This window comes from Hydrogenophaga crocea, from assembly GCF_011388215.1.
Taxonomy (GTDB): Bacteria; Pseudomonadota; Gammaproteobacteria; order Burkholderiales; family Burkholderiaceae_C; genus Hydrogenophaga; species Hydrogenophaga crocea.
The window spans coordinates 1,509,742-1,536,733 of sequence record NZ_CP049989.1; the positions used below are offsets into that span (position 1 = coordinate 1,509,742).

19 protein-coding genes and 1 pseudogene are annotated in these 26,992 nt (G+C 63.2%); 16 read left to right on the plus strand and 4 right to left on the minus strand.

Annotation, left to right across the window (positions count from 1 at the left end):
- The first annotated feature begins 77 nt into the window (after positions 1–77).
- Complete coding sequence (locus G9Q37_RS07235; protein WP_011239984.1) at positions 78–638, plus strand: recombinase family protein; 561 nt, start codon at positions 78–80, stop codon at positions 636–638.
- 2 nt (positions 639–640) lie between these two features.
- Positions 641–3,610 (plus strand): Tn3 family transposase, encoded by a 2,970-nt coding sequence (locus tag G9Q37_RS07240; protein WP_011239983.1) that lies wholly within the window; start codon positions 641–643, stop codon positions 3,608–3,610.
- Between the two features lie 32 nt (positions 3,611–3,642).
- Here the strand turns inward: G9Q37_RS07240 and G9Q37_RS07245 are convergent.
- Positions 3,643–4,527, minus strand: a pseudogene (locus tag G9Q37_RS07245) (acyl-CoA dehydrogenase family protein); the annotation flags it as partial.
- Between the two features lie 273 nt (positions 4,528–4,800).
- On the opposite strand from G9Q37_RS07245, the gene G9Q37_RS07250 reads away from it, so the two are divergent.
- The 6 genes from G9Q37_RS07250 (at position 4,801) to G9Q37_RS07275 (ending at position 11,843) form a co-directional block, all read left to right on the plus strand.
- Positions 4,801–5,703 carry an alpha/beta hydrolase gene (locus G9Q37_RS07250; protein WP_067399857.1) on the plus strand — a complete coding sequence of 301 codons (903 nt, stop codon included), beginning with the start codon at positions 4,801–4,803 and terminating at the stop codon, positions 5,701–5,703.
- A 120-nt stretch (positions 5,704–5,823) separates the two neighbouring features.
- Positions 5,824–7,419 carry a flavin-containing monooxygenase gene (locus G9Q37_RS07255; RefSeq protein WP_125953050.1) on the plus strand — a complete coding sequence of 532 codons (1,596 nt, stop codon included), beginning with the start codon at positions 5,824–5,826 and terminating at the stop codon, positions 7,417–7,419.
- Between the two features lie 36 nt (positions 7,420–7,455).
- On the plus strand, positions 7,456–8,208 hold the full coding sequence (locus G9Q37_RS07260; RefSeq protein WP_067399863.1) for a glucose 1-dehydrogenase: 753 nt from the start codon (positions 7,456–7,458) through the stop codon (positions 8,206–8,208).
- An 89-nt stretch (positions 8,209–8,297) separates the two neighbouring features.
- Positions 8,298–9,188, plus strand: a complete 891-nt coding sequence (locus G9Q37_RS07265; RefSeq protein ID WP_067399865.1) for a transporter — start codon at positions 8,298–8,300, stop codon at positions 9,186–9,188.
- Between the two features lie 140 nt (positions 9,189–9,328).
- Complete coding sequence (locus G9Q37_RS07270) at positions 9,329–10,381, plus strand: alcohol dehydrogenase (protein ID WP_067399868.1); 1,053 nt, start codon at positions 9,329–9,331, stop codon at positions 10,379–10,381.
- Positions 10,382–10,412: 31 nt separating this feature from the next.
- The gene (locus G9Q37_RS07275) at positions 10,413–11,843 is read left to right on the plus strand and encodes an NAD-dependent succinate-semialdehyde dehydrogenase (protein WP_067399871.1); all 1,431 of its coding nucleotides are present in this window, start codon (positions 10,413–10,415) and stop codon (positions 11,841–11,843) included.
- Between the two features lie 319 nt (positions 11,844–12,162).
- On the opposite strand, the gene G9Q37_RS07280 is transcribed toward G9Q37_RS07275, so the two are convergent.
- Both G9Q37_RS07280 and G9Q37_RS07285 read right to left on the minus strand, forming a co-directional pair.
- Entirely contained in the window at positions 12,163–13,200 is a 1,038-nt protein-coding gene (locus G9Q37_RS07280) for a helix-turn-helix domain-containing protein (RefSeq protein WP_233146004.1), read from the minus strand.
- A 184-nt stretch (positions 13,201–13,384) separates the two neighbouring features.
- A complete protein-coding gene (locus G9Q37_RS07285; RefSeq protein WP_067407181.1) occupies positions 13,385–14,431 on the minus strand; it encodes an acetyl-CoA C-acyltransferase in 1,047 nt (348 codons plus the stop codon).
- Positions 14,432–14,591: 160 nt separating this feature from the next.
- On the opposite strand from G9Q37_RS07285, the gene G9Q37_RS07290 reads away from it, so the two are divergent.
- The 3 genes from G9Q37_RS07290 (at position 14,592) to G9Q37_RS07300 (ending at position 19,186) form a co-directional block, all read left to right on the plus strand.
- The gene (locus tag G9Q37_RS07290) at positions 14,592–17,507 is read left to right on the plus strand and encodes a Tn3-like element IS1071 family transposase (protein ID WP_166226538.1); all 2,916 of its coding nucleotides are present in this window, start codon (positions 14,592–14,594) and stop codon (positions 17,505–17,507) included.
- A 194-nt stretch (positions 17,508–17,701) separates the two neighbouring features.
- Entirely contained in the window at positions 17,702–18,097 is a 396-nt protein-coding gene (locus G9Q37_RS07295; RefSeq protein WP_240936638.1) for a transporter, read from the plus strand.
- A gap of 198 nt (positions 18,098–18,295) precedes the next feature.
- Positions 18,296–19,186, plus strand: a complete 891-nt coding sequence (locus tag G9Q37_RS07300; RefSeq protein ID WP_166226540.1) for a helix-turn-helix domain-containing protein — start codon at positions 18,296–18,298, stop codon at positions 19,184–19,186.
- A gap of 17 nt (positions 19,187–19,203) precedes the next feature.
- Here G9Q37_RS07300 and G9Q37_RS07305 read toward each other — a convergent pair whose 3' ends face one another.
- Positions 19,204–20,097: a LysR family transcriptional regulator gene (locus G9Q37_RS07305; protein WP_086920794.1), complete on the minus strand. Its 894-nt coding sequence runs from the start codon at positions 20,095–20,097 to the stop codon at positions 19,204–19,206.
- 131 nt (positions 20,098–20,228) lie between these two features.
- Between G9Q37_RS07305 and G9Q37_RS07310 the strand changes: the two genes are divergently transcribed.
- The 5 genes from G9Q37_RS07310 to pcaF are packed head-to-tail and all read left to right on the plus strand — an operon-like array spanning position 20,229 to position 26,986.
- Entirely contained in the window at positions 20,229–21,389 is a 1,161-nt protein-coding gene (locus G9Q37_RS07310; protein WP_086920795.1) for an acyl-CoA dehydrogenase family protein, read from the plus strand.
- Positions 21,390–21,431: 42 nt separating this feature from the next.
- The gene (locus G9Q37_RS07315) at positions 21,432–22,421 is read left to right on the plus strand and encodes a Bug family tripartite tricarboxylate transporter substrate binding protein (protein WP_166226542.1); all 990 of its coding nucleotides are present in this window, start codon (positions 21,432–21,434) and stop codon (positions 22,419–22,421) included.
- A 4-nt stretch (positions 22,422–22,425) separates the two neighbouring features.
- Complete coding sequence (locus G9Q37_RS07320) at positions 22,426–23,646, plus strand: CaiB/BaiF CoA transferase family protein (RefSeq protein ID WP_166226544.1); 1,221 nt, start codon at positions 22,426–22,428, stop codon at positions 23,644–23,646.
- A gap of 4 nt (positions 23,647–23,650) precedes the next feature.
- The gene (locus G9Q37_RS07325; protein WP_240936561.1) at positions 23,651–25,726 is read left to right on the plus strand and encodes a 3-hydroxyacyl-CoA dehydrogenase NAD-binding domain-containing protein; all 2,076 of its coding nucleotides are present in this window, start codon (positions 23,651–23,653) and stop codon (positions 25,724–25,726) included.
- Positions 25,727–25,783: 57 nt separating this feature from the next.
- Positions 25,784–26,986, plus strand: a complete 1,203-nt coding sequence (pcaF, locus tag G9Q37_RS07330; RefSeq protein ID WP_166231060.1) for a 3-oxoadipyl-CoA thiolase — start codon at positions 25,784–25,786, stop codon at positions 26,984–26,986.
- Positions 26,987–26,992: the final 6 nt, after the last annotated feature.

Here is a 26,992-nt window from a genome sequence, read left to right on the forward strand (position 1 = left end):
GTCGGTTGTGTTATTTATTGACACTAGCTGAAAAAGGTCATAGATTTCTTCCTGACATTTTCGTCCAGGGAGGCATCTTGCAGGGTCAACGCATCGGCTACGTCCGGGTCAGCAGCTTCGACCAGAACCCGGAACGGCAACTTGAACACGTCGAAGTCGGCAAGGTGTTCACCGACAAGGCGTCGGGCAAGGACACCCAGCGGCCCGAGCTTGATTCGCTGCTGGCCTTCGTGCGCGAAGGCGACACCGTGGTGGTTCACAGCATGGATCGCTTGGCGCGCAACCTCGATGACTTGCGCCGCCTCGTGCAAAAGCTCACCAAGCGCGGCGTGCGCATCGAGTTCGTCAAGGAGAGCCTGACCTTCACCGGCGAGGATTCGCCGATGGCGAACCTGATGCTGTCGGTCATGGGGGCGTTCGCTGAATTCGAGCGGGCCTTGATCCGCGAGCGGCAGAGGGAAGGCATCGCGCTCGCCAAGCAACGCGGAGCCTACCGGGGCCGCAAGAAAGCGCTGTCGCCCGAACAGGTAGCCGATCTGCGGCAGCGGGCCGCCGCCGGCGAACAAAAAGCGAAGCTGGCCCGCGAGTTTGGTGTCAGCCGGGAGACCCTGTATCAATACTTGAGAGCGGATCAGTAAATATGCCACGTCGTTCCATTCTGTCCGCCGCCGAGCGGGAAAGCCTGTTGGCGTTGCCGGATACCAAGGACGACTTGATCCGATACTACACGTTCAGCGATACCGACCTCTCCATCATCCGGCAACGGCGCGGGCCTGCGAACCGCTTGGGCTTTGCAGTTCAGCTCTGCTACCTGCGCTTTCCCGGCATCCTCCTTGGCGTCGATGAGCCGCCGTTTCCGCCCTTGCTGAAACTGGTCGCCGACCAGCTCAAGGTCAGTGTCGAAAGCTGGGGCGAGTACGGGCAGCGGGAGCAGACCCGGCGCGAGCATCTGGTCGAGTTGCAAACGGTGTTCGGCTTCCAGCCCTTCACCATGAGCCACTACCGGCAGGCCGTCCACACGCTGACCGAGCTGGCCATGCAAACCGACAAGGGCATTGTGCTGGCCAGCGCCTTGATCGAGCATCTGCGGCGGCAGTCGGTCATTCTGCCTGCCCTCAACGCCGTCGAGCGGGCGAGCGCCGAAGCGATCACCCGCGCCAACCGGCGCATCTACTACGCCTTGGCCGAACCACTGTCGGACGCGCATCGCCGCCGCCTCGACGATCTGCTCAAGCGCCGGGACAACGGCAAGACGACTTGGCTGGCCTGGCTGCGCCAGTCACCCGTCAAGCCCAATTCGCGGCATATGCTGGAGCACATCGAACGACTCAAGGCATGGCAGGCGCTCGATCTGCCTACCGGCATCGAGCGGCTGATCCACCAAAACCGGCTGCTCAAGATCGCCCGCGAGGGCGGCCAGATGACACCCGCCGACCTGGCCAAGTTCGAGGCGCAGCGGCGCTACGCGACCCTGGTGGCGCTCGCCATTGAAGGCATGGCCACCGTCACCGACGAAATCATCGACCTGCACGACCGCATCCTGGGCAAGCTGTTCAACGCCGCCAAGAACAAGCATCAGCAGCAGTTCCAGGCGTCCGGCAAGGCGATCAACGCCAAGGTGCGGCTGTTCGGGCGTATCGGTCAGGCACTGATCGAGGCCAAGCAATCGGGCCGCGATCCGTTTGCCGCCATCGAGGCCGTCATGTCCTGGGACGCCTTCGCCGAGAGCGTCACCGAAGCGCAGAAGCTCGCGCAGCCCGAGGACTTCGATTTCCTGCACCGCATCGGCGAGAGCTACGCCACGCTGCGTCGCTACGCGCCGGAATTCCTCGCCGTGCTCAAGCTGCGGGCCGCGCCCGCTGCCAAGGATGTGCTGGAGGCCATCGAAGTGCTGCGCAACATGAACAGCGACAACGCCCGCAAGGTGCCCGCCGACGCGCCAACCGATTTCATCAAGCCGCGCTGGCAGAAGCTGGTGATGACCGACACCGGCATCGATCGGCGCTACTACGAACTGTGCGCGCTGTCGGAGATGAAAAACGCCCTGCGCTCCGGCGACATCTGGGTGCAGGGATCGCGCCAGTTCAAGGACTTCGAGGACTACCTGGTGCCACCCGCGAAATTCGCCAGCCTCAAGCAGGCCAGCGAATTGCCGCTGGCCGTGGCCACCGATTGCGACCAGTACCTGCATGACCGGCTGACGCTGCTGGAAACGCAGCTCGCCACCGTCAACCGCATGGCGCTGGCCAACGAGCTGCCGGACGCCATCATCACGGAGTCGGGCCTGAAGATCACGCCGCTCGATGCGGCGGTGCCCGACACCGCGCAGGCGCTGATCGACCAGACAGCAATGATCCTGCCGCACGTCAAGATCACCGAACTGCTGCTGGAGGTAGACGAATGGACAGGCTTCACCCGGCACTTCGCGCACCTGAAATCGGGCGACCTGGCCAAGGACAAGAACCTGCTGCTGACCACGATCCTGGCCGACGCCATCAACCTGGGTCTGACCAAGATGGCGGAGTCCTGCCCCGGAACGACCTACGCCAAGCTCGCCTGGCTCCAAGCCTGGCATACCCGCGACGAAACCTATTCGTCGGCGCTGGCCGAACTGGTCAATGCGCAGTTCCGGCATCCCTTCGCCGAGCACTGGGGCGACGGCACCACGTCATCGTCGGACGGCCAGAATTTCCGAACCGGCAGCAAGGCCGAGAGCACTGGCCACATCAACCCGAAATATGGCAGCAGTCCTGGGCGGACTTTCTACACCCACATCTCCGACCAGTACGCGCCATTCCACACCAAGGTGGTCAATGTCGGCGTGCGCGACTCGACCTATGTGCTCGACGGCTTGCTGTACCACGAGTCCGACCTGCGCATCGAGGAGCACTACACCGATACGGCAGGATTCACCGATCATGTATTTGGCCTGATGCACCTGCTGGGCTTCCGCTTTGCGCCGCGCATCCGCGACCTGGGCGACACCAAGCTGTTCATCCCCAAGGGCGACACCGTCTACGACGCGCTCAAGCCGATGATTAGCAGCGACAGACTGAACATCAAGGCTATTCGCGCCCATTGGGATGAAATTCTACGGCTGGCCACGTCGATCAAGCAGGGCACGGTGACGGCTTCGCTGATGCTGCGCAAGCTCGGCAGCTATCCGCGCCAGAACGGCCTGGCCGTGGCCCTGCGCGAGCTGGGGCGTATCGAGCGCACGCTGTTCATCCTGGATTGGTTGCAAAGCGTGGAGCTGCGCCGTCGCGTGCACGCTGGGCTGAACAAGGGCGAAGCCCGCAATGCGCTGGCCCGCGCCGTGTTCTTCAACCGTCTGGGTGAAATCCGCGACCGCAGCTTTGAGCAGCAGCGCTACCGTGCCAGCGGCCTCAACCTGGTGACGGCGGCCGTCGTGCTATGGAACACGGTCTATCTGGAACGGGCTGCGCACGCGCTGCGGGGCAACGGCCACGCCGTCGATGACGCGCTGTTGCAGTACCTGTCGCCGCTCGGCTGGGAGCACATCAACCTGACCGGCGATTACCTCTGGCGCAGCAGCGCCAAGATCGGCGCGGGCAAGTTCAGGCCGCTGCGGCCGTTGCAACCTGCTTAGCGTGCTTTATTTTCCGTTTTCTGAGACGACCCCAGGTAGCCCACGGCGCCTGGCTCGCCATCCACAGGGTACTTGCCTTCACCAAAGTTCAGCAGCGTGTTGGTGGTGCCGCGCCAGCCGAGCTTGTGGTTCAGGCCCGCCAGGGCCACGTCGTTGCGCACGCCAGTCAGTTGGCCTTCGGCATCCACCAGTTTCTTGGGCACGATGAACAGCGAGATGCCCTTGGTGCCCGGCACCAGCTTGCCGTCCGGCCCCGGGATCTTGGCCAGCACCAGGTGCACGATGTTTTCGGTCAGCTCGTGGTCGCCGGAACTGATCCACATCTTGTTGCCTTTGAGGCGATAGCGCGGGCCCAGCGGGTCGCTCTCAAAGCCCTCGCCATCCGGCACGGCGCGCGTGGCCACGTCGGACAGGGACGAGCCCGCCTGCGGCTCCGACAGGCACATGGTGCCCGACCAGCGGCCGTTGAATTCGTTGAGCGCAAACACCTGCTTTTGCAGATCGGTGCCATGCACCATGAGCAGGTTGGCGTTGCCCGAGGTGAGCAGGTTGGACCCAATGCTGATCGACGCGGCCGCAAAAAAGCTGTTGGCCGCAGCCTCCACCGTGTAGGGCAGCTGCATGCCGCCAATGTCGTAGTCCTGCGCCGCGCTGAGCATGCCCGAGGCGGCGTAGGCGTCATACGCATCCTTGGTGGCCTGCGGCAGCGTGACGCGTTCACCATCGAAATGCGGCTCGTGCGTGTCCACCGTGCGGTTGAACGGCGCGTACTTCTCGCGCGCGATGCGCTCGCAGGTGTCGAGCACCGCGTCAAACGTCTCGCGCGAATGGTCGGCAAAGCGCTCGCGTGTGTTCAGCGTTTCGGCTTGCAGCCAGTTGTAAAGCAGGAAATCGAGGGTGGAGCGCAGGGTCGTCATGCGGGAAATTATGGGTGTGCACATCCCGTCGGGCATGTCCGTTGCGCGACGCGGCGAGGAGGGTGACCCAGGCCGACCGCTCCCGCACATTACTGCGGCCACACCCCTGCTGTGGCAATGGAATGCCATTGGCTCCGTAAATCCCGGGGGTTTACCCGTAGAACCATCCGTCACTGCGCATTTTCTACAACGCGCGTGCGCAGGACCTTCAATACGGGAGGGCAATGCCTCCGAATAATCAGTCGCTGCTCACCACAACCGAAGGAGACATGCATGGGTACTTCACCCCAATCCGATTTTCTGCGCGCGCTGTACCAGTCCTGGTCAGACCGCATGGCCGCCAACCCCGCGATGACCCTCGCCGACCTGCGCAGCCTGTTCGACGAGTGGCATCAACCCACGCTCGAGCCTGAAGGCGTGACCTACAAGTCGGACGTGCTCGCCGGCGTGGAAGCCATCTGGGCCCTGCCCCATGGCGCAGACACCAAGAAGGTCATCCTGTACACGCACGGCGGCGGCTTTGCCGTGGGCTCGGCCGCCAGCCATCGCAAGCTGGCCGGTCACCTGGCCAAGCATCTGGGCGCGACCGCGGTGGTGATCGACTACCGCCGGGCGCCCGAGCATCCGTATCCGGCCCAGATCGAGGATTCGACGGCTGTCTACAAAGAACTGCTGGCGCGTGGCTTCAAAGCAGCCGACATCGTCACCAGCGGCGACTCGGCGGGCGGCAACCTGGCCATCTCCACGGTGCTGAAGCTGCGCCAGGACGGCGTGGCGCTGCCGGGCGCGGTGATTGCCTTTTCGCCCTGGCTCGACATGGAGCATGTCGGCAAGACGCTGCAGACCAACGCGGCCACCGACGCCCTGGTCAGCAAGGCCGTTCTGGAGGGCATGTCGGGCATGTTCCTGGGCGAGAAGGGCTCACGCACCGACCCGCTGGCCAATCCGCTGAAGGCCGACTACACGGGCTTTCCGCGCCTGTACATCAACGCCGGCAGTGCCGAAACCCTGCTGGACAACGCGCAAGACCTGGAGCGCATCGCCAAGGCGGCGGGCGTGAACGTCACGCTATCGGTGGTGGACGGCATGCAGCACGTCTTCCCGTTCCTGGCGGGTCGCGCCCCCGAGGCCGACGACGAGCTGCGGCGCATTGCCCAGTGGTTCAAGGGCGCCTGAGCTCCAGTTAGCCAAGACCCCGAGGCCGAGGAGCCTTGGGGAAATTTTCCTCATTGCAACAACGCAGGCCACTACGTCGCCGCCAGGCGCAGCTGTGGCCGCAACTTAGAGAGACTCACCATGAAAAACACCAAACATCTGGACGCAATCGTCATCGGCGCCGGCTTTGGCGGCATGTACATGCTGAAAAAGCTGCGCGACGAGCAGGGCCTGAAAGTGCGCGTCTTCGACAAGGCCGGCGGCGTGGGCGGCACCTGGTACTGGAACCGCTACCCCGGCGCGCTGTCGGACACCGAGACCTTTGTTTACTGCTATTCGTGGGATAAAGAGCTGCTGCAGGAGATGCACATCACCACGCGCTATGTGACGCAGCCGCAAATCCTGTCGTATCTGGAGCATGTGGCCGACCGCTACAACCTGCGCCCCGACATTCAGCTGAACACCGGCGTCACGGCCGCGCACTTCAACGAAACCACCAACCTGTGGGAAGTGAAAACCGACACCGGCGAGGCCTACACCGCCAAGTTTTTGGTGACCGCGCTGGGCCTGCTGTCGGCCACCAACGTCCCCAAGATCAAGGGCCTGGACACCTTCCAGGGCGAGTGGCTGCACACCGGCAACTGGCCCGAAGGCGTGCAATACGACGGCAAGCGCGTGGGCGTGATTGGCACGGGCTCCACCGGCACCCAGGTCATCACCGCCATTGCGCCCAAGGTGGGCCATCTGACGGTGTTCCAACGCTCGCCCCAGTACAGCGTGCCCGTGGGCAACGGCCCGGTCACGCCCGAATACGTGGCAGAGGTGAAGAAGAACTACGACGAGATCTGGGAGCAGGTGAAGGGCTCGGTGGTGGCCTTTGGCTTCAAGGAGAGCACCGTGTCGGCCATGAGCGTGTCGGAAGAAGAGCGCCAGGCCGTGTTCCAGAAAGCCTGGGACAACGGCGGCGGTTTCCGCTTCATGTTCGAAACCTTCTGCGACATCGCCACCGATGAGCGCGCCAACAAGGCGGCGCAAGACTTCATCCGCGGCAAGATTGCCGAAATCGTCAAGGACCCCGAGACGGCGCGCAAGCTCATGCCGCAAGACCTGTACGCCAAGCGCCCTTTGTGCGACAGCGGCTACTACGCCACCTACAACCGGCCCAATGTCGATCTGGTCGATGTCAAGGCCAACCCGATTGTCGAAATCACCCCCAAGGGCGTGAAAACCACCGATGGCGTGGAGCACGAACTGGACATGCTGATTTTTGCCACCGGCTTTGATGCGGTGGATGGCAACTACACCAAGATCGACATCCGTGGCCGCAATGGCCTGACGATTCAAGAGCAATGGAAATCGGGCCCCAGCAGCTACATGGGCGTGGCCAATGCCAACTTCCCCAACATGTTCATGGTGCTGGGCCCCAACGGCCCGTTCACCAACCTGCCGCCGTCGATTGAGAGCCAGGTCGAGTGGATTGCCGCGCTGATCAAGGATGTGAACGCCAAGGATCTGAAAACCGTGGAAGCCACCACCGAGGCCGAAGCCGGTTGGACCAAAACCTGCCACGACATCGCCCACATGACGCTGTTCCCCAAGGCCGACTCCTGGATTTTTGGCGCCAACATCCCGGGCAAAACCAACACCGTGTATTTCTACATGGCCGGCCTCGGCGCTTACCGGCAAGAGCTGTCTGCAGTGCAAAACAAGGGCTACGAGGGTTTCGTATTCCAGTAAATGCGCATTTTTTAAAAAACCAACCAAGGAGACAACATGAAACGCGTAGAAAACAAAGTGATTTTGGTGACCGGCGGTGCCATGGGCATGGGCCGCTCGCACAGCGAGCTGCTGGCAGCGCAAGGCGCCTGGGTGTTCGTGGCCGACGTGAACGCAGCCGAAGGGCAAGCCACCGTGGACAGCATCCGCAAAAACGGTGGCAAGGCCGACTTTTTGCAGCTGGATGTGACACAAGAAGCCCAATGGAACGCCGCGCTGGCGCAAATCACAGAGCGTGCAGGCCGTCTGGATGTGCTGGTGAACAACGCCGGCATTCTGATCCTCAAGCCCATGCAAGACACGACCAACGACGAGTGGGATCGCGTCTTCGATGTGAACGTGCGCGGCCTGTTCATCGGCACCCGTGCGGCGGTGCCGCTGATGCAAAAGGCCGGCGGCGGCACCATCGTCAACGTGTCGTCGATTTACGGCCTGGTCGGTGCCCCCGGTGCCAGCGCCTATGAAGCCTCCAAGGGCGCGGTCCGCCTGTTCACCAAGTCTTGCGCCGTGGATCTGGCACCGTTCAATATCCGCGTCAACTCGGTGCACCCCGGCGTGATTGAGACCCAGATGACCAAGGCCATGCTGGACGACCCGGTCATCCGCCCGGCACTGCTCGGCCCCACGCTGCTCAAGCGCCCCGCGCAACCGATCGAGGTGTCACAGGCCGTGCTGTTCCTGGCCTCGGACGAATCATCGTTCGTGCATGGCGCAGAACTGGTCGTTGACGGCGGCTACACGGCCAATTGATCGTCAACCGCAACGCGCCGGACTCAAGCCGCGAGCGGGTAGTCCGGGGCGTCGCTGCAAGCACAAGACCCCCATCAGGAGACAAACCAATGAAGCAATTTTTCAAGCGACTGGCACCCCTGGCCACCGCACTGGCTGCCCTCGCGCAGGCCGGCACGGCCAGCGCCATCGAACTTGACGCCGGTGACTACACACCGCTGCCGGCCGGCACCACCGCGCTGGTGGTCTATGGCCAGCACACCACGCGCGACAAGCTATACAGCCAGGGCAACCGGCAGGCGATCAACCCGCAGCTGGACTCCACCGTGGGCATCTTGCGCGGTGTGCGCTTCATGGAAGTGGGCGGCCTCATCATCGACCCGCAGTTTCTGCTGCCCTTTGGCCGGCTCAGCGCCAAGGACGACATTGCGGGCCTGGGCTCGAAAAGCAGCGTGGGCGACCTGATCCTCGCGTCCGCAATCTGGTTCACCAAACCCGGTGACAAGAACCACTTCGCCATCACGCCTTACCTGTGGCTGCCGACCGGCTCGTATGACCGCAACCAGTCTTTGGGCCTGGGCGAAAACCGCTACAAGTTTGCGCTGCAGGCTGGCGGCATCGTGCAACTGGCGCCCGGCATCCACTGGGACTACGCCGGTGACGTGACGCTCTTTGGCAAGAACGACGACTTCAACAACGGCGCGGGCGGCAGAACCGAGATGAAGCAAAAGCCGCTGTACCAGCTGCAGACCCATTTGCGCTACCAGCTCAGCCCGACGCTGGACCTGCGCGCTGCCCTGTTCCACACCTTCGGTGGCGAGACCAAGGTGGGCGGCGTGGACCAGAACAACCGCCAGTCCACCACCAAGTTCAACGTGGGCACCGCGTGGTTCATGCAGCCCGACCTGCAGTTGATCGCCACCTATGGCCGCGACATCCATGTGCGCGAAGGCTTCAAGGCCAACAACCAGATCAACCTGCGCCTGCTGAAGCTGTATTGATCGCGCAGGCGGCCGCCGGGCACCGACGGCCGCCTGAAGAATTGGATGGCTCAGTTATAGCAAGCTGCCATTAGGCGATGGCCGCTGCGATGTAGCGTCTGCCATTTTTTGAAATCCAGATACTCAAGGAAACACACACCATGCGCTGTTATTGCGTGATGCACCATTCAAAGCCGCTTGAACTCGTCGAGCGTGAGACTCCGCAGCCCGTGGAAACCGAGGTGCTTGTGCGGGTGAAGGCCGCTGGCCTTTGCCACACGGACCTGCACATCTGGGAGGGCTTTTACGACCTGGGAGGCGGCAAGCGGCTGAACCTGGCGGACCGGGGCATCAAGCCGCCCATCATCCTCAGCCACGAAATCTGTGGCGAGGTGGTATCGGCCGGTGCGGACGCTGGTGAGGTCAAGGTGGGTGGCCGCTTCCTGATCCATCCCTGGATCGGTTGCGGTGAATGCCCCACCTGCCTGCGCGGCGACGAGAATCTCTGCCTGAAGGGCCGCGCCCTTGGCGTGGCACGCCCCGGTGGTTTTGCCGACTACGTGATCGTTCCCCACCCGCGCTACCTGGTCAACATCGACGGCCTGGACGAGGCCGAGGCAGCGCCTCTGGCCTGCGCGGGCGTGACGACCTACAGCGCCATCAAGAAGCTGGGCGACGGCATCCACCATGAGCCCGTCGTCATCATCGGTGCCGGCGGCCTGGGCCTGATGGCCATCGAGGTGCTCAAGGCCCTGGGAGGCAAAGGCGCCATCGTGGTGGACATCGACCCTGCCAAGCGCGAAGCCGCATTGGCCGCTGGCGCGCTGTCGGTGATCGACGGCAAGGCGGCCGATGCGGCCAGCCAGATCATCGCGGCGACCGAAGGCGGTGCCGGCCAGATTCTGGACCTGGTGGGCTCGGCCCCGACTGTCTCGCTGGCGATGCAAAGTGCCCGCCGCGGCGGACACATCGTCATCTGCGGGCTTATGGGTGGTGACCTGACCATCTCGCTGGCGACCATCCCGCTGCGCCCGCTGTGCATCGAGGGCAGCTACGTCGGCACCCTGTCCGAACTGCGAGAGCTGGTGGAACTGGTCAAGCGCAGCGGCATGAAGTCGATTCCGGTGTCGCGCCGCCCGATGGCCCAGGTGAACCAGGCCATTGACGACCTGCACCACGGCAAGGTGATCGGGCGTGCCGTACTGATCCCATGACTGATCCCATGAGTTTCTGAAAGAGCACACCATGTATCCCCAACTCAGCCTCTACATTGACGGACAAATGCTGCGCGGCGAAGGCCGCCGCGAGCAGGATGTACTGAACCCCGCCAACAACCAGGTGATCGGCCAGCTGCCGCATGCCACCCAGGCCGACCTGGACATGGCGCTGGCAGCGGCACAGCGCGCCTTCGCGTCGTGGCGCAGCAGCACGGCGATGCAGCGCGCGCAGGTGCTGAAAGCCGTCGCAGGATTGATTCGCGAACGTGCGCCGCAAATCGGCCGCAATCTCACCCTGGAGCAGGGCAAGCCCCTGGCCGAGGGCGTGGGCGAAGTGGCGGTCTGCGCCGAGCACGCCGAGTGGCATGCCGAGGAATGCCGGCGCATCTATGGCCGCCTCATTCCACCCCGCGATGCCAGCGTGCAGCAGACGGTGCTGCGTGAACCCATCGGCGTGTGCGTGGCCTTCTCGCCCTGGAACTTCCCGTTCAGCCAAGCCTTTCGCAAGGTGGTCGCGGCCATTGGCGCGGGGTGCACTGTCATCCTCAAAGGTTCCAGCGACACACCGGCCTCGGTGCTGGCAATTGCCCAGCTGTTTCATGACGCCGGCTTGCCGCCGGGCGTGCTGAATGTGGTGTCGGGCGATTCCGGAATGATCTCGGACTACCTGATCCGCTCTCCCATCGTGCGTAAGATTTCCTTCACGGGCTCCACACCTGTGGGGCAGCAGCTGGCAGCGCTGGCCGGTGCGAACATGAAGCGCAGCACCATGGAGCTGGGCGGCCACGCGCCCGTGATCGTGTGTGACGATGCGGACATCGACCGCGCGGCAGACGTGCTGTCGGGCTTCAAGTTCCGCAACGCGGGACAGGTGTGCATCTCCCCCACGCGCTTTTATGTGCAGGACGGCGTGTATGACCGTTTCGTCGAACGATTTGCGCAGCGGGCACAGGCACTGGCGGTCGGAGACGGGCTGGTTGAAACCAACCGCATGGGGCCGTTGGCGCAACCGCGCCGCGTCGCTGCCATGGAGGGTTTCGTGGAAGACGCCCGCCAGCGCGGCGCCAAGATCGTAACGGGCGGCCATCGGCTGCAAGGCGACGGCAACTTCTTCGCCCCCACGGTGCTGGCCGACCTGCCCGACGACTCGCGCTTCATGACCGAAGAGCCCTTCGGCCCGATGGCCGGCATGGTGCGATTCAAGACCGTGGAAGAAGTGCTTTCGCGCGCCAACAGCCTGCCCTTTGGCCTGGCGTCGTATGCCTTCACCACGTCACTGAAGAACGCGCACCAGATCTCGCGCGGGCTGGAAGCCGGCATGGTGTCCATCAACCACATCGGGCTTGCGCTGGCCGAGACACCGTTTGGCGGCATCAAGGAAAGCGGCTATGGCAGCGAGGGCGGCAGTGAAACCTTCGACGGCTACCTGACCACCAAGTTCGTGTCGCAACTCAATTAAGGCGCAAAGACTGCCAATCCACAAAAATGGGCAGTCTCACTGAAGCGCAGGCTGCCATTGCCCGCCAGCAGCACCCCATGGCGGCGCGGGCGTGTCGCGAACGGGCAGCTGACATTGGTACTCGTCAATTATTGATATTGCACGGTTTATTGCTGAGACATAACCCCGTTCAACCTGTGCTTGTCGAAGGGCTCAGCCCGAACGGGGTTGGCGAATAAATCCCGCCGGATCAACAGATCGCCCCCAGGCCCCGCTTGGCGCGTGCCACATGGATGAGGACCCTGACCTCGTCCATCGTCGGGTTTGACCAGCAGGCCGCTCAGTTGATGAAATTTTCGGTCGCGCGCAGCGCCGCCGCGTTCACCGTGCTGCGGTACTCCACGGGCGTTTGCTTGAAAGCCCGCTTGAAGTGGCGCACCAGATGGCTCTGGTCGGAGAAGCCGCAGTCCATGGCAATGCACTTCAGCGGCACAGCCACCGGACGGCTGAGCAGGCGCCGGGCGCGCTCCAGGCGCTGGCGCAAAACATAGGCGTGCGGTGCGCAGCCAAACTCTGCATGGAACTTGCGGATCAGCCCGGACACACTCACGCCCGCCTCGCGCGCCATCTCATCGAGCTTGAGGTTGCGATCCAGGTTGTCCTCGACATACTGCACAAGGCGCCGCCGCTGCCAATCTGCCATGCGGCCGGCCAGCGGCACCTCGCGCACGCCGGCCTTGGCATAGCGGCGAAGCAGATGAACGCAAAGCTGATTCACCAGCGACGACCGGTACAGCCCGCCGCCAAGCCCGCCGCTTTCCAACTCGGACTCGAAGGCGGACATTAGGCCGGGCAGGATGTCGTCCTGGGCACGCACGCAGTCTTCCATGCCCACATCACTCACGCTTCGCTCAAAAACTTCTTCGGCGACACGGCACAGCTCGGTGTGCGCCAGGTAGATGTGCGTGACGTCAATCGGGCGGTCCCACTTCCACTGAGACGACTCGCCGCGCGTCAGCAGCGAACACACGCCCCGCCCCACCCGCTCGCTGCGCCAAGCGCCACCTGCGCGCCGGCTCATGACCGCGTCATCGCACTTGTAACGCACGAGCATGTAGTCGCGCATGGAGGGAATTTCAACGTCAAGGGACGTGTACTGATAGCCCTTGAGCGTCACCTGATCCCAACCGACCGGCACGCTGTCAAGCGTCAGCTGGCCGGGTATCCAGCGGGGAACTTCATCAGGCGCAACAAGTTGACTCATAAACAGCAACTCCGGCAGGCCCATATGCAGGCCAAAGGTTTGATTTTCATCAAAGCAACCGGCGCCTACATCGGGGTTAACCCCATTTGCGGACTGCGCTCTGAGAACGAGCAAGATTGGACGTGGCCTTCATGCGGTCGAGCGGCGCGCACCCTTGGCATCTCCTCTGCGCGACACAGCGCGACGAAGCTGCGTTGTCAACTTGAAGCCGCCCGTTGGCAGGCCGTTCCACCCCCGACTGTGGAAGGCTGGCGTCCGGCCTGCGCAGGGCGTGTTCGCTTCAACCCGTCGTCAGCAACTACAACACTTCAAACACGCCCGCCGCGCCCATGCCGCCGCCAATGCACATGGTCACGCAGACTTTCTTTGCCCCGCGGCGCTTGCCTTCGATCAGCGCATGGCCCGTGAGGCGCTGGCCCGACACACCATAGGGGTGGCCCAGGGCGATGGCGCCGCCGTTCACGTTCAGGCGGTCCGCCGGGATGCCCAGCTTGTCGCGGCAGTACAGCACCTGCACGGCAAAAGCCTCGTTCAGCTCCCACAGGTCGATGTCCTGCACCGTCAGGCCCAGCTTCTTGAGCACCTTGGGCACGGCGAACACGGGGCCAATGCCCATTTCGTCAGGCTCGCAGCCGGCCACCGCAAAGCCGAGGAAACGGCCCAGAGGCTTCAGGCCCTTCTTGCTGGCGTACTCTTCGCTGGCCACCACGCAGGCGCCAGCGCCATCGCTGAACTGGCTGGCGTTGCCAGCAGAGATCAGACCACCCGGCAGTGCCGAGCGCAGGCCGCTGATGGCATCCACCGTGGTGCCTTCCCGCGTGCCTTCGTCCTTGCTCACCGTGACCTGCTTGGTGATCAGGCCCAGCGTCTTGTCAGCCACGCCGGCCGTCACGGTGATGGGGGCGATTTCGGCATCGAACAGGCCGGCGGCCTGGGCAGCGCAGGCCTTTTGCTGGCTGCCCGCACCGTACTCGTCCATGGCTTCGCGGCCGATGTTGTAGCGCTTGGCCACCTGCTCGGCAGTCTGCAGCATGCTCCAGTAGATCTCGGGCTTTTGCTTGGCCAGGGCCAGGTCCTGGATCATGTGCAGATTCATCTCCTGCTGCACGCAGGAGATGCTTTCGACGCCCCCGGCCACAAACACATCGGCCTCGCCCGCGATGATGCGCTGGGCAGCCATGGCGATGGTCTGCAGGCCCGACGAACAGAAGCGGTTGACGGTCACGCCCGATGCCGTGATGGGCAGGCCGGCCTTCAGCGCGATCTGGCGTGCGATGTTGCTGCCCGTGGCGCCTTCGGGCGTAGCGCAACCCATGATGACGTCGTCCACGTCAGCGGCGTCGATGCCGGCGCGCTGTACGGGGTCTCCTCGTTTTCAGTGCAATAAGTGACGGTACGCAAAGCTAGCACTGGCGCGGGGGTGGTCTGGGTAGACCGTTGATTTCATTGACTTTCCTGTTCGCTTTGTAAACGGGTATGGTGGCCTCCCACTTTTGAGGTTCACGATGCAGGGTTGGCACACAACGTTTTTGGGGATGCGTGGGCTCCCCCGCGATATCAGCGACTTCGAGATGAAGGCATTTTTCACCCTCGATGGTGCCGAGCGCGACGCAATCAATGCACGCCGAGGTGATTCCCACAAGCTTGGTCTGGCGCTCCATATTGGTTTCCTGCGCATGAGTGGGCGTTTGCTCGGTGCCTTTCGGGTAATTCCAGTAGCCTTGTGGCGCCACCTTGGCAACGAGCTTGGCATTGCAGCACCAGAAGTCGCCTCGCTGAGAGCCATGTATGAACGCGGGCGCACGCTATTCGATCACCAACAAGTAGCCTGCACGGTCCTTGGATTCCAGTGGATGAGCGAGCACCAGCGCCGCTCACTGGTACGTGAACTGCGCGACGAAGTGGCGCGCTGCGCCGACCGCGATCAGCTACTCGTGCGGGCGCGTCAATGGCTGTACAAGAACAAGCTGGTGATCGTGCACGAGCGGGCAATTCGGACACTGATTGCGGCGGCACTTGCCCAGCTTGAAGTTGAAACAGGCACCGCCATCGCCGCCAGCGTTGATCCAGCAACACTTGATCGCTGGCGAGCCTCAGTTTCAGAGCTGCGCCCAGATGGACAAACCCAGCAGAGTTGGCTATGGGCTGCACCGGCGAAACACTCAACCCGCCAAATCAGCGAGGTACTGGAGCGCATCGACCTGCTTTACACGCTGGACGTTCATAAGCACCTGGCAGACATCCCCGATCTCATCTTGCGCCGCTACGCGCGCCGACTTGTCTCCAGGCCGCCCTCAGCCGGAGCCAAGATCAAAGAGCCAGCGCGCACCGTGGAGGTCGCATGCTTTCTTCGGTATTGCCTGTTCACCACCACAGACCAGTTGATCCTTATGGTGCAGCGCCGGATCGCCGATCTGTGGCGTCAGGCTGCCGCCGATGTCCCCGCTACCGTCAATTGGGCCGCAATGTACAAAACGCTGCTCGGCGAACTTGTTGCCTTGAGCGCGCAAGGTGCGGTGCCAGATGCTGAGTTGCGTGCCCGTCTTGAAGCCTTGATCACCGAAACCCAGAAACGCAAACCACCGAGCAGGGCCTCCCTGGTCCGCGAGGGATTGATTGATGGAATTCGCCCCGTGCGGTCGTTGCTCGTCGCCATTGCAAAGCTGCCCTGGCAGGCCACCGGCGAGCATCCTGCCATCGAGTACCTTGCCAAGCTGCAAGCTTTATATCTCAAAGGATCCAGAAAGCTGCCAGTTGAAGTGGTGGCACCAAGTCTGGGAATGATCTGGCAGGTTTCGATCTCCAGCCCAGACCGGGAACGGGCGTTTCAGGCGTTGGAGGTGGCCACCCTGTTTGCCCTGCGCCGCGCGGTGCGCAATGGCTCGGTCTGGATTGAGCACAGCCTGAGCTTTCGGGGTCGTGCGCGCTTGTTCTTCACGGACGAGCGTTGGCAGGCAGAGTCCAAGAAACACTATGCCCGTCTATCGTTACCCAGCAAGGCTGCCACTTTCTTGAAGCCTTTGCTGGCCAGAGTAACTGCCGGTGTCGATGCGGTGGCCGCTGCAGCCCGCAGTGGCGTACTGCGCGTGGATGATGAACTCCATTTGTCGCCATTGCCCGCAGAGGACGAAGACCCAGAAGTGACCAAGCTGCGCGCGGCTTTGGATCACCGCATCGGTGAGGTTCAATTGCCGGAAGTGATTCTGGCCGTTGACGCCCAGGTGCGCTTTAGCTGGATCATGCTCGGACGTGAGCCGCGCTCTACCGACGAGCTGCTGATGGTCTATGCCGGCATCATGGCCCACGGCACCAGTCTGACTGCGGTCGAATGCGCGCGCATGATTCCGCAATTGTCTGCCACCAGCATTCGCCAGGCCATGCGCTGGGCGCGGGACGAACGGCGTCTGAGCCAGGCCTGCCAGGCTGTGCTGGAATTCATGCAGCGACACCCGATTGCCGCCACCTGGGGGCGGTCCGATTTGGCATCTTCTGACATGATGACCATGGAGACCACCAAACGGGTGTGGCAAGCCCGGCTTGATCCTCGGCGCAACACACCTTCCATTGGAATCTACTCCCATGTAAAAGACCGGTGGGGCATCTTCCATGCGCAGCCCTTTGTGCTCAATGAGCGCCAGGCGGGCGTGGCCATTGAAGGTGTCATCCGCCAAGAAAAGCTGGAGACCAGCCAGCTTGCTGTGGATACCCATGGCTACACCGACTTTGCCATGTCACATGCCCGTTTGCTTGGTTTTGATCTTTGCCCGCGGTTGAAGGAACTCAAACAGCGCCACCTCTTTGTGCCACGCGGCACCAAAGTGCCCGCAGAAATCGCTGCGGTGTGCGAAGCCAATGTCGACGTCGCTTTGATCGAAAAGCATTGGGATAGTCTGGTGCACCTGGCAGCCTCGGTCATGAGCGGACATGCCAGTGCGGTGGCAGCTCTTGCGCGGTTCGGTTCTGCCGCCCAGGGCGATCCAATCTATGAGGCTGGCGTGCAATTGGGGCGGTTGCTGCGTACGGCGTTTTTGGCTGACTACTTTGTCAAGGACGCTTTCAGGAACGAGTTGCGCCGGGTGCTCAATCGGGGCGAGGCTGTTAACGCCCTCAAGCGCGCCATTTATACCGGCCGGATCAGCCCGGCGCAGGCCAAACGTATCGATGAAATGCAGGCTGTGGCCGATGCGTTGAGCCTGATGGCCAACATCGTGATGGCGTGGAATACCTCACAGATGCAGGCGGTCCTGGATCGCTGGTCGAACCGCCGCCAGGTCATTCCACCGGAACTGATCGGGAAGATTGCGCCCACCAGGCTGGAGAGCATCAACTTGCGGGGTGTGTTTCGCTTCCCGGTTGACCGCTATGCTGACCAAATCCTGCCTTCGCGGCCAAATGCATCGATAACTGGCACCAATGGATGAAACCGACCACGGTTTGACGCCACGAATCGCAGATTTGAAAGTGAACAGGAAAGTCAATGAAATCAACGATCTACCAACACCACCTCCGCGCCAGTGCTAGCTTTTCGTACCGTCACTTATTGCACTGAAAACGAGGAGACCCCGACTACGACACAGGTCAGACACTAAACATTGGAGAGAACCGATGGAAAGCCATTTTCCAGTTCGGTGGCACGTATCAATTGAGCCAACAGCTTGATGCGGAGGGAGCTGTCGACGCAACCCTGTTTGGGAAGAACAAGAAATTTGGTGCCTCCGGAGCGGACACGCTTCAACAAAAAGCCCTCTACCAACTGCAGGGTTCTCTGAACTGGCACCAAGGCCCAGGCACCTTGTTGGCGGCAGGTCTGTCGCACACCTTTGGTGGTATTCAGAGAGTGAACGGTGTGTCCCTGGAAAACGAGATCACCACCACGAAAGCGACACTGACAGCATCAACTTTTGTGAGCCCTTCGTTGCAAGTACTGGTGTCTGTCGGTCGCGATCTGAAGGTCGGCAACGGGTTCAAAGAGTCCAGTCGACTGAACGTGAGGTTGCTCCAAGTATTTTGACTTGGTAGTGCTTGCCCTAACAAACAATCATCGATTTTTGCAGTGTCGACGGTTGGGTGTGAGCGCTGCAGCCGATAGGCATTGACTGTCTTAGCCGTTGGAATATTCGGCACTGACTGCACAGCATGGGTAAACCCTAGGGGCGGTCTCGCCGGGAAACGGTAATTTGGCCAGTTGGTGAACGTGGAGCACCGGTGTATGAACTCATTGATCACGCCCGACGAAGTGCCGCGCTGGATCCCCGGCCGGCTCACTCTGGATAGCTCACCTCTTGGGTGGGAAGAAACCATTTTGAAGGGTTATCGCTACGACAGCCTCGACGTTGAGATACCCACAATGCGTGATTACATGATCGTCGTGTATCGGAGTGGGGTGGCAGAGATGAGCCGGCGAAGCGGGGGGCCCTGGCAGTCCGCGAGGGTCGAACCAGGCGTTGTTTCCGTTTTGACCCGTGCCGAACAATCACAGTGGCGTTGGGACAAAGGGATCAATGTGTCTCATCTCTACCTTTCCCAAAGCGCTGTCGCTCGTGTCGCAGGCGAGGTTTTCGACAAAGACGTGAGGGATGTGGAGATGCAGGACATGGTTCGATCCGAAGATCCAGTTCTGCCGGCTTTAGTCTCCCTGTTTGAGAACGAACTGAAATGCGGATTGGTTGGCGGTCAGATTTATGTGGACGCTCTTAAGGCTCAGCTATGCATTCATATGCTGCGCCAATATGCAAAAGTCGTTTTTCGGGATTACCGCAACTATGGTCGGCTGTCTCGTGCCCAATGTCGACTGGTGGTTCAGTACATAGAAGAACACCTTGATAAGAACATTTCGCTGCAGGATCTGGCCAGCCTTTCCCAATTGAGCGTCTTCGCCTTCATGCGAAAGTTTCGGGCTGATTTCCAGTGTGCACCGCACGCCTACGTACTGGCCCAGCGTGTCAAGCGAGCACAACAACAACTTGCGCGCCCTGACATTCCGCTCAAGGTGGTTGCCGCAAACTGCGGATTTTCTGATCAGAGCCACATGACCCGCGTTTTTCGACGCATGCTGAATGTGACACCTGCCGAATACCGGCGGTCTTCGTCCACCGCATGACAATCCAGGCCCCTGCATCACCGCCAGCGTGAAGCTTTCTCGATGACGAAATCGATGAAAGTTCGCACCGCCTGGGTCTGGTAGCGCCCTGGCATGCGCAGCAAAAACAGCCGGGTTCCGAAGATGCTCAGGCGCCAGTTGTTCAGCGCGGTCACAACACGGCCGGTGTTCACGTCTTCCTGAACCACATAGCTCGGCACCAGACCAACCCCCAGCCCCGACAGGATGGCCTCTCGCAGAAACTGGAAGTTCTCGGAAGCCAGCGTCGGGCTCAGTGTGACTTCCTGACGCACCTGATCCTTGTAGGCCGAAAGCCTGAGTTCCCGTCCAACCACCGACGAGGTGATCAGCGGCATGCGCCGCAGGTCTTCCAGATCATCCGGCAGACCGTGTATGCGGGTGAACACGTCCGAGGCACACGCCACGTATCGCACCTGCGCCAGTTCTCTGGCCACAAGTGCTTCCGGTGGCTCGGACATCACCCGAATCGCCACATCCACCTCGTCGCGCAGCAGGTCGTCCACCCGGTTCTCGAACAGCAACTCCAGACTGATGTCGGGGTATTGGCGCTTGAATTCCAGCAGCCAGCCGGTCATGACCAGTTGCCCGAAGCCGGTGGGCACGCTGACCCGCACGGCGCCGTGCAGGCCGCGACCCAGGGAGTCTATGGCTTCCCTGGCGGCGGTCAGTTCGTCTCGGATGGCGCGTCCGTGGCGGTAGAGCGTTTGACCGATCTCCGTCGGTTCGATGCGCCGGGTGGTGCGCCGCACCAGCTGCGCGCCCACCGATTTCTCCAGCTGCTGCAGGTGGTAGCTCACGTTGGCGCGGCTGACTTTGAGTTTGCGCGCCGCGCTGCTCAGGTTGCCGGCATCGAGGATGTCCACCAGCAGCACCAGTCCGGTCAGGTCCATGGGATGACTGTCAAACAGCGTTTGACAGAGTGTTAAACATTGATCGGATTGTCAAGTCAATGTGCGATCAACACAATCCCCCAACCCCAAACAGCCCTGATCCCAGGGCCCTCTTCGGAAATTCAAATCACATGGCACTCGACACGGAAACCTTCTCCCTGCTCAAGGACAGCGTGCAACGCTTCATTCGCGAGCGTCTGGTCCCCTCTGAAAACAGCGTGGAAGAGCACGACGACGTTCCCTCGGACATCGTGGATGACATGAAAGAGCTGGGCCTGTTTGGCCTGTCGATCCCGGAAGAGTTCGGCGGTATCGGCCTGTCGATGGCGCAAGAGTGCGAGGTGGCCTTCGAGCTGGGGCAGACCGCGCTGGCGTTCCGCTCGGTGGTGGGCACCAACATCGGCATCGGGTCGCAGGGCATCCTGATGGACGGGACGGCCGAGCAGAAAGCCGAGTACCTGCCTCGTATCGCCAGTGGCGAGCTGATCATTTCGTTCGCGCTGACCGAGCCCAACGCCGGTTCGGACGCCGCAGCCCTGCAGACCCGTGGCGTGCGCGACGGTGACGACTACCTGCTCAGCGGCAGCAAGCGCTACATCACCAACGCACCGCGCGCCGGCGCCTTCACGCTGATGGCGCGCACCGACGGCCCGGGGGCCGGCGGCATCTCGGCCTTTATCGTGCCCTCGGACCTGCCCGGCATCACCCTGGGCAAGCCGGACAAGAAGATGGGCCAGCGCGGCACCAAGACCTGCGATGTCAACCTGGACAACGTGCGGGTGCCGGCGTCCCACATCATCGGCGGCGTACCCGGCAAGGGCTTCAAGACGGCCATGAAGGTGCTGGACCGCGGACGGCTGCACGTCTCGGCCCTGGCTTGCGGCATGGCCCAGCGCATCCTGAACGAGTCTGTCGCCTATGCCCAGGAGCGCAAACAGTTCGGGCAACGCATCGGTGACTTTCAGCTGGTGCAGGCCATGCTGGCCGACAGCCAGGCCGAGCTGCTGGCGGGTTGGTCCATGGTGCAGGCGGTGGCGCAGCGCTACGACGCCAAGCCCTTTAGTGTGACCGATCCGGCGGTGAGCATGCAGGCCTCGTGCACCAAGCTCTTCACGACAGAGATGGTGGGCCGCGTGGCCGACCGTGGTGTGCAGATCCATGGCGGCGCGGGCTACATCAACGAATACAAGGTTGAGCGCTTCTACCGCGACGTTCGCCTGCTGCGACTGTATGAGGGCACGACCCAGATCCAGCAGCTCATCATTGGCAAGCAGCTGATGCGTCAAGACTGATCCGAGACCGCCATTTCGCATTCCAAACACCGGAGACACACCATGTCCAGACCACACGATCCCAGCATCAATCGTCGCCAGATCCTGACCCTGACAGCCATGACTCTGGCAGTGCCCACTTGGGCACAAACGGGTTATCCGAGCAAACCGATCACCATGCTGGTGCCTTTCCCGGCTGGTGGAACCACCGACATTCTGGGGCGTCTAGTCGGCCGCCATCTGGCCACCCGCCTCGGAGGCACCGTGGTGGTCGAAAACAAGCCAGGCGCTGGTGGCGCCGTGGGATCCGCCCTGGTAGCGAAGGCTGCGGGGGACGGTCACGCCCTGCTGATGGGAACCATTGGGACCCATGCCATCAACCAGTATCTCTACAAAAAGCTGGCCTACGATCCGTTCAAGGACTTTTCCCCAATCAGCCTGGTCGCCATGGTCCCGAACGTGCTGGTGGTTAATGCATCCTCACCAATCAAGACGGTGAAGGATCTGATCGCTGCCGCCAAGGCCGAACCTGGAAAGCTGAGCTATGCATCAGCCGGCAATGGGACCTCGATACACCTGTGCGGGGCGCTGTTCGAGCAGATGGCGCAGGTTTCCATGGCGCACGTACCCTATCGGGGGAGTGCCCCAGCCATCACGGATCTGCTGGGAGGTCAGACCACCTGCATGTTCGACAACCTGCCGTCGGCTATGCCGCACATCAGATCCGGCGCATTGCGTGCTGTAGCGGTAACGACAGTCCGGCGTTCCGCTGCGCTGCCCGATGTGCCCACCATCGCAGAGGCCGGTGTGGCGGGCTATGACGCCAGTTCATGGTTTGGAATCTGGGCACCCGCGTCGACGTCCGCAAGCCTGGTCAGCCGTCTGAATGAGGAAATCAGACAGATCCTGGCCCAGCCCGATGTCAGGCAGACATTGAAGGAGCAGGGGGCAGAAGCCGCACCCGATAGTCCGTCGCAGTTCGCAGCCTTCATCCAGGCAGAGGCTGCCAAGTGGGCGAAGGTGGTTAAAACGGCCAACGTGCAACTGGACTGAAGACATGGGAGCCCTCAGCCACATTCGGGTGCTGGACCTGACGCGGGTCCTGGCAGGCCCCTGGTGCACGCAGACGTTGGCCGACCTAGGTGCCGACGTGATCAAGATCGAACGTCCTGGCCAGGGCGACGACACACGGCAATGGGGGCCGCCCTATGCGCGCGATGCGCATGGGCAGGACACCACCGAGGCCGCGTACTACCTGGCGGTGAACCGCAACAAGCGGTCCGTCACGCTCGACATCGCCACCGCCGAGGGCCAGGACCTGGTCCGCCGCCTGGTGGCCCAATGCGATGTGCTGGTCGAGAACTTCAAGGTGGGCGACATGCAGCGTTACGGGCTCGACCACGAAAGCCTGCGCCGCGAGCACCCCGGTCTCATCTACTGCTCCATCACCGGCTTCGGCCAGACCGGTCCGTACGCGCCGCGCGCCGGCTACGACTTCATCGTGCAGGGCATGGGCGGCTTCATGAGCGTCACCGGGGAGCGCGACGGCCAGCCTGGCGCGTCGCCCCAGAAGGCCGGTGTCGCGATCGCCGACCTGTTCACCGGGGCGCACGCCACCATCGCCATCCTGGCGGCGTTGAACCACAAGGAGCGCACCGGCGAAGGCCAGCACCTGGACATCTGCCTGCTGGACACCCAGGTGGCCATGATGGCCAACATGGCCACAAACTACCTGGCCACGGGAAAGCCGCCCACGCGCTGGGGCAACGCGCACCCCAACATCGTCCCTTACCAGGTGTTCAAGGTGGCGGATGGCTGGGTCATCGTCGCCTGTGGCAACGACAGCCAGTTCCGCAAGCTGACCCAGGTCGCAGGGCAGCCGGAACTGGCCGACGACCCTCGTTTCGCCACCAACCCCGCCCGGGTGCGGCACCGCGACCAGCTGGTGCCCTTGCTGGAGGTGCTGATGCAGCAGCGCCCTCGCGACGAGTGGATCCGTCTGCTGGAAGCGGTGGGCGTGCCCTGTGGGCCCATCAACGACATGGCCGACGTGTTCCGCGACCCGCAGGTGCTGGCCCGCGACATGCGCCAGGAACTTCCCCATCCCACCGCCGGGCAGGTCAGCGTGCCGGGCAGCGCGCTCAAGCTCTCGGCCACGCCCGTGACCTACCGCAGCGCGCCGCCGCTGCTGGGCCAGCACACACAGGAAGTGCTGCAGTCGCTCGCTGCCCTGTCGGTGGACGAGCTGGACGCCTTGAAGAACCGACAGATCATCTGAACCCGTGAACCATCCCATGAGCCAGCCCTTACCGACAGCGCTTCGCGTCGAACGCATCGAACTCAATGCCCCTCCCGTCAACAGCCTGGGTATCGCGCTGCGAAGGCACATCGTCGACGCGGTGCGCGCCGCCGAGGCAGATCCCGAAGTCGCGGCGATCGTGCTCATCGGCAACGACAAAGCCTTCTCGGCTGGTGCCGACGTTTCCGAGTTCGGCACGCCGCTGCAGTTTGAAACACCCATGCTGCGCGATGTCATCGCCACCCTGGAAGGCTGCTCGAAGCCGGTGGTGGCCGCCATCTCGGGTGTCGCCCTGGGTGGTGGGCTGGAGCTGGCCCTGGGCTGCCATGCCCGCGTGGCCCTGGCATCGGCCCGCCTGGGCACGCCGGAAATCCAGCTGGGCCTGATCCCCGGTTCGGGGGCGACCCAGAAGCTGCCGCGGCTGATGGGGCCCGAGAAAGCCCTGGCGATGATGCTCTCGGGCCAGCCCCAGGCGGCCGCCGACCTCTCGGCCTCCGGCCTGCTGGACCAAGTGGTGTCGCAAGATCTGTGGGCAGCGGCCTCCGCACTGGCCCTGGCGCTGGCACAGGACGGCAAGGTCCTGCCTCGGGCACGGGACCGCAGCGTCGATGCCGCGGCCTGCCAGGCCGCGGTCGATCAGGCGTCCGCCCGCTTCAACCCGCGCCAGCGCGCCCAGCCTTCCTACCAGGCCCTGCTGGACGCGGTGCAGGCCAGCGCGCTGCCGTTCGACGCCGGCATGCAGCGCGAGCGCGAACTGTTCCTCTCGCTGATGCAGAGCGGCGAAGCCGCCGCCTTGCGCTACCAGTTCCGGGTCCAGCGCGAATCGGCCAAACTGCCAGCCCACCTTTCGGCCGAGCCCCGTGCGTTGGAGCGCGTGGCCGTCATCGGCGCCGGCACCATGGGCTCGGGCATCGCCATCGCCGCGCTGGAAGCCGGCTTGCAGGTCTGCCTGCTGGAGCAGTCGGGCGATGCGCTGGCGCGCGGTTCGGCGCGCATCGCCGAGCACTTCGCCTCGCGCGTGAAGGCCGGCAAGGTGGACTCGGCCAAAGCCGAGCGCCTGCTGGGCTGCCTGACGGCGACGCTGGAGTGGTCGGCGCTGCAGGCAACCGATGTGGTGATCGAGGCGGTTTTTGAAGACCTGGCGGTCAAGCAGTCGGTGTTCCGTCAGATCGACCAGCACGCCCGGCCGGGTGCGGTGCTGGCCACCAACACCTCGTACCTCGACATTGATGCGATTGCCTCGGCCACTGCCCGGGCCCAGGACGTGGTGGGCTTGCACTTTTTCAGTCCGGCCAACGTCATGAAGTTGCTGGAGGTGGTGCAAGGCCGCGACAGCGCGCCCGACGTCATCGCCACCGGCATGGCCCTGGGGCGCCAGCTCAAGAAGACGCCCATCCTCTGTGGCAACGCCTTCGGCTTCATTGGCAACCGCATCTACAACGCTTACCGCAAGCAGTGCGAGTTCATGCTGGAAGACGGTGCCTGGCCCGAGGACGTGGACCGCGCCCTGACCGATTTCGGCTTTGCCATGGGACCGTTTGCCGTGGCCGATCTGTCGGGGCTGGACATCGCGTGGCGCATGCGGCAGGCCAACGCGGCCTCCCGCGACCCACGGGAGCGCTATGTGCACATCCTGGACCGCCTGTGCGAGATGGGGCGCATGGGCCGCAAAACCCAGGCGGGCTATTACAGCTACGCCGACGGCAAGCCCAGCCCCGCAACCGATGAGGTGGTGCGCGAAGTCATCGTCCAGGCCGCGGCCGAGCGCGGCATCGTGCGTGTGCCGCTGGAGGCCGGCGCGATCCAGCGCCGTGCGCTGCTGGCCATGGTGAACGAGGCCGCGCTGCTGTTCAGCGAAGGTGTCGCGCACCGGGCTGGCGACATCGATGTGGTGCTGGTCAACGGCTACGGTTTTCCGTCCTGGGTGGGCGGCCCCGTGCACTGGGCCCGGACTCAGCCCCGCGCCCGTCTGGAGCAGGAGCTTGACCAGCTCATCGCAGCCAACGGCTTTGGCGCGGTGCGCGCCACGCCGGCCATGCTGGTCCGCCTGCTCGATTGAAACGTTCGAACCCATTTTTCCGCTGTTGTCCCTTTTCCTTTCTGCATTGCCATGACCATGTCCCATGCCTTCATCTGCGACGCGATCCGCACCCCGTTTGGCCGCTATGGCGGCGCCCTCAGTTCTGTCCGGGCCGACGACCTGGGCGCCGTCCCGCTGCGCGCGCTGATGGCGCGCAACCCAGGCGCGGATTGGGCCGCCGTAACCGACATCATCTTCGGCTGCGCCAACCAGGCCGGTGAAGACAACCGCAACGTGGCGCGCATGAGCGGCCTGCTCGCCGGTCTGCCGATGGAGGTGCCCGGCAGTACAGTCAACCGACTGTGCGGCTCGGGCCTGGACGCCATCGGTACCGCTGCGCGTGCCATCAAGTCAGGCGAAGCCGGGCTGATGATCGCCGGCGGTGTGGAGAGCATGAGCCGCGCCCCCTTCGTCATGCCCAAGGCCGAGAGCGCCTTCAGCCGCGCCAACGCCGTCTACGACACCACCATCGGCTGGCGCTTCGTCAACAAACTCATGAAGGCGCAGTACGGCGTGGACTCCATGCCAGAGACGGCCGAGAACGTGGCGACCGATTTCAAGGTCGAGCGTGAGGCGCAGGACCGCATGGCCCTGGCCAGCCAGATGAAGGCCGTGGCGGCGATCAAGGCTGGCCACCTGGCGCGCGAGATCTGCGCGGTGAGCATTCCGCAGAAGAAGGGCGATGCCCTGATCGTCGACACCGACGAACACCCGCGTGAGACCAGCCTGGAAGCCCTGGCCAAGCTCAAGGGCGTGGTGCGTCCGGACGGCACGGTGACCGCGGGCAACGCCAGCGGCGTCAACGATGGTGCCTGCGCACTGCTGCTGGCCGACGAGGCCACGGCGGCGAAGAACGGCCTGACGCCCAAGGCTCGTATCGTCGGCATGGCGACGGCCGGTGTGGCGCCCCGCATCATGGGCATCGGCCCGGCCCCGGCGACGCAGAAGGTGCTGGCGTTGACCGGCCTCACGCTCGAACAGCTGGACGTGATCGAACTCAACGAAGCCTTTGCCGCGCAAGGCCTGGCTGTGCTGCGCCAGCTGGGCTTGCAGGACGACGATGCACGCGTCAACGCCTGGGGTGGCGCCATCGCCCTGGGCCATCCGCTGGGCGCCAGCGGCGCGCGGCTGGCCACCACCGCCATCAACCGCCTGCACGCCACCGGCGGCCGCTACGCGCTGTGCACCATGTGCATTGGGGTGGGGCAGGGCATTGCCTTGATCATCGAACGCGTCTGAAGGGAG

Bases quoted from the DNA above. Each gene is read 5' to 3' on its own strand.
- G9Q37_RS07240 (WP_011239983.1), top strand. From the start codon at position 641: ATGCCACGTCGTTCCATTCTGTCCGCCGCCGAGCGGGAAAGCCTGTTG.
- G9Q37_RS07250 (WP_067399857.1), top strand. From the start codon at position 4,801: ATGGGTACTTCACCCCAATCCGATTTTCTGCGCGCGCTGTACCAGTCC.
- G9Q37_RS07255 (WP_125953050.1), top strand. From the start codon at position 5,824: ATGAAAAACACCAAACATCTGGACGCAATCGTCATCGGCGCCGGCTTT.
- G9Q37_RS07260 (WP_067399863.1), top strand. From the start codon at position 7,456: ATGAAACGCGTAGAAAACAAAGTGATTTTGGTGACCGGCGGTGCCATG.
- G9Q37_RS07265 (WP_067399865.1), top strand. From the start codon at position 8,298: ATGAAGCAATTTTTCAAGCGACTGGCACCCCTGGCCACCGCACTGGCT.
- G9Q37_RS07270 (WP_067399868.1), top strand. From the start codon at position 9,329: ATGCGCTGTTATTGCGTGATGCACCATTCAAAGCCGCTTGAACTCGTC.
- G9Q37_RS07275 (WP_067399871.1), top strand. From the start codon at position 10,413: ATGTATCCCCAACTCAGCCTCTACATTGACGGACAAATGCTGCGCGGC.
- G9Q37_RS07290 (WP_166226538.1), top strand. From the start codon at position 14,592: ATGCAGGGTTGGCACACAACGTTTTTGGGGATGCGTGGGCTCCCCCGC.
- G9Q37_RS07300 (WP_166226540.1), top strand. From the start codon at position 18,296: ATGAACTCATTGATCACGCCCGACGAAGTGCCGCGCTGGATCCCCGGC.
- G9Q37_RS07305 (WP_086920794.1), bottom strand. From the start codon at position 20,097: ATGGACCTGACCGGACTGGTGCTGCTGGTGGACATCCTCGATGCCGGC.
- G9Q37_RS07310 (WP_086920795.1), top strand. From the start codon at position 20,229: ATGGCACTCGACACGGAAACCTTCTCCCTGCTCAAGGACAGCGTGCAA.
- G9Q37_RS07315 (WP_166226542.1), top strand. From the start codon at position 21,432: ATGTCCAGACCACACGATCCCAGCATCAATCGTCGCCAGATCCTGACC.
- G9Q37_RS07320 (WP_166226544.1), top strand. From the start codon at position 22,426: ATGGGAGCCCTCAGCCACATTCGGGTGCTGGACCTGACGCGGGTCCTG.
- pcaF (WP_166231060.1), top strand. From the start codon at position 25,784: ATGTCCCATGCCTTCATCTGCGACGCGATCCGCACCCCGTTTGGCCGC.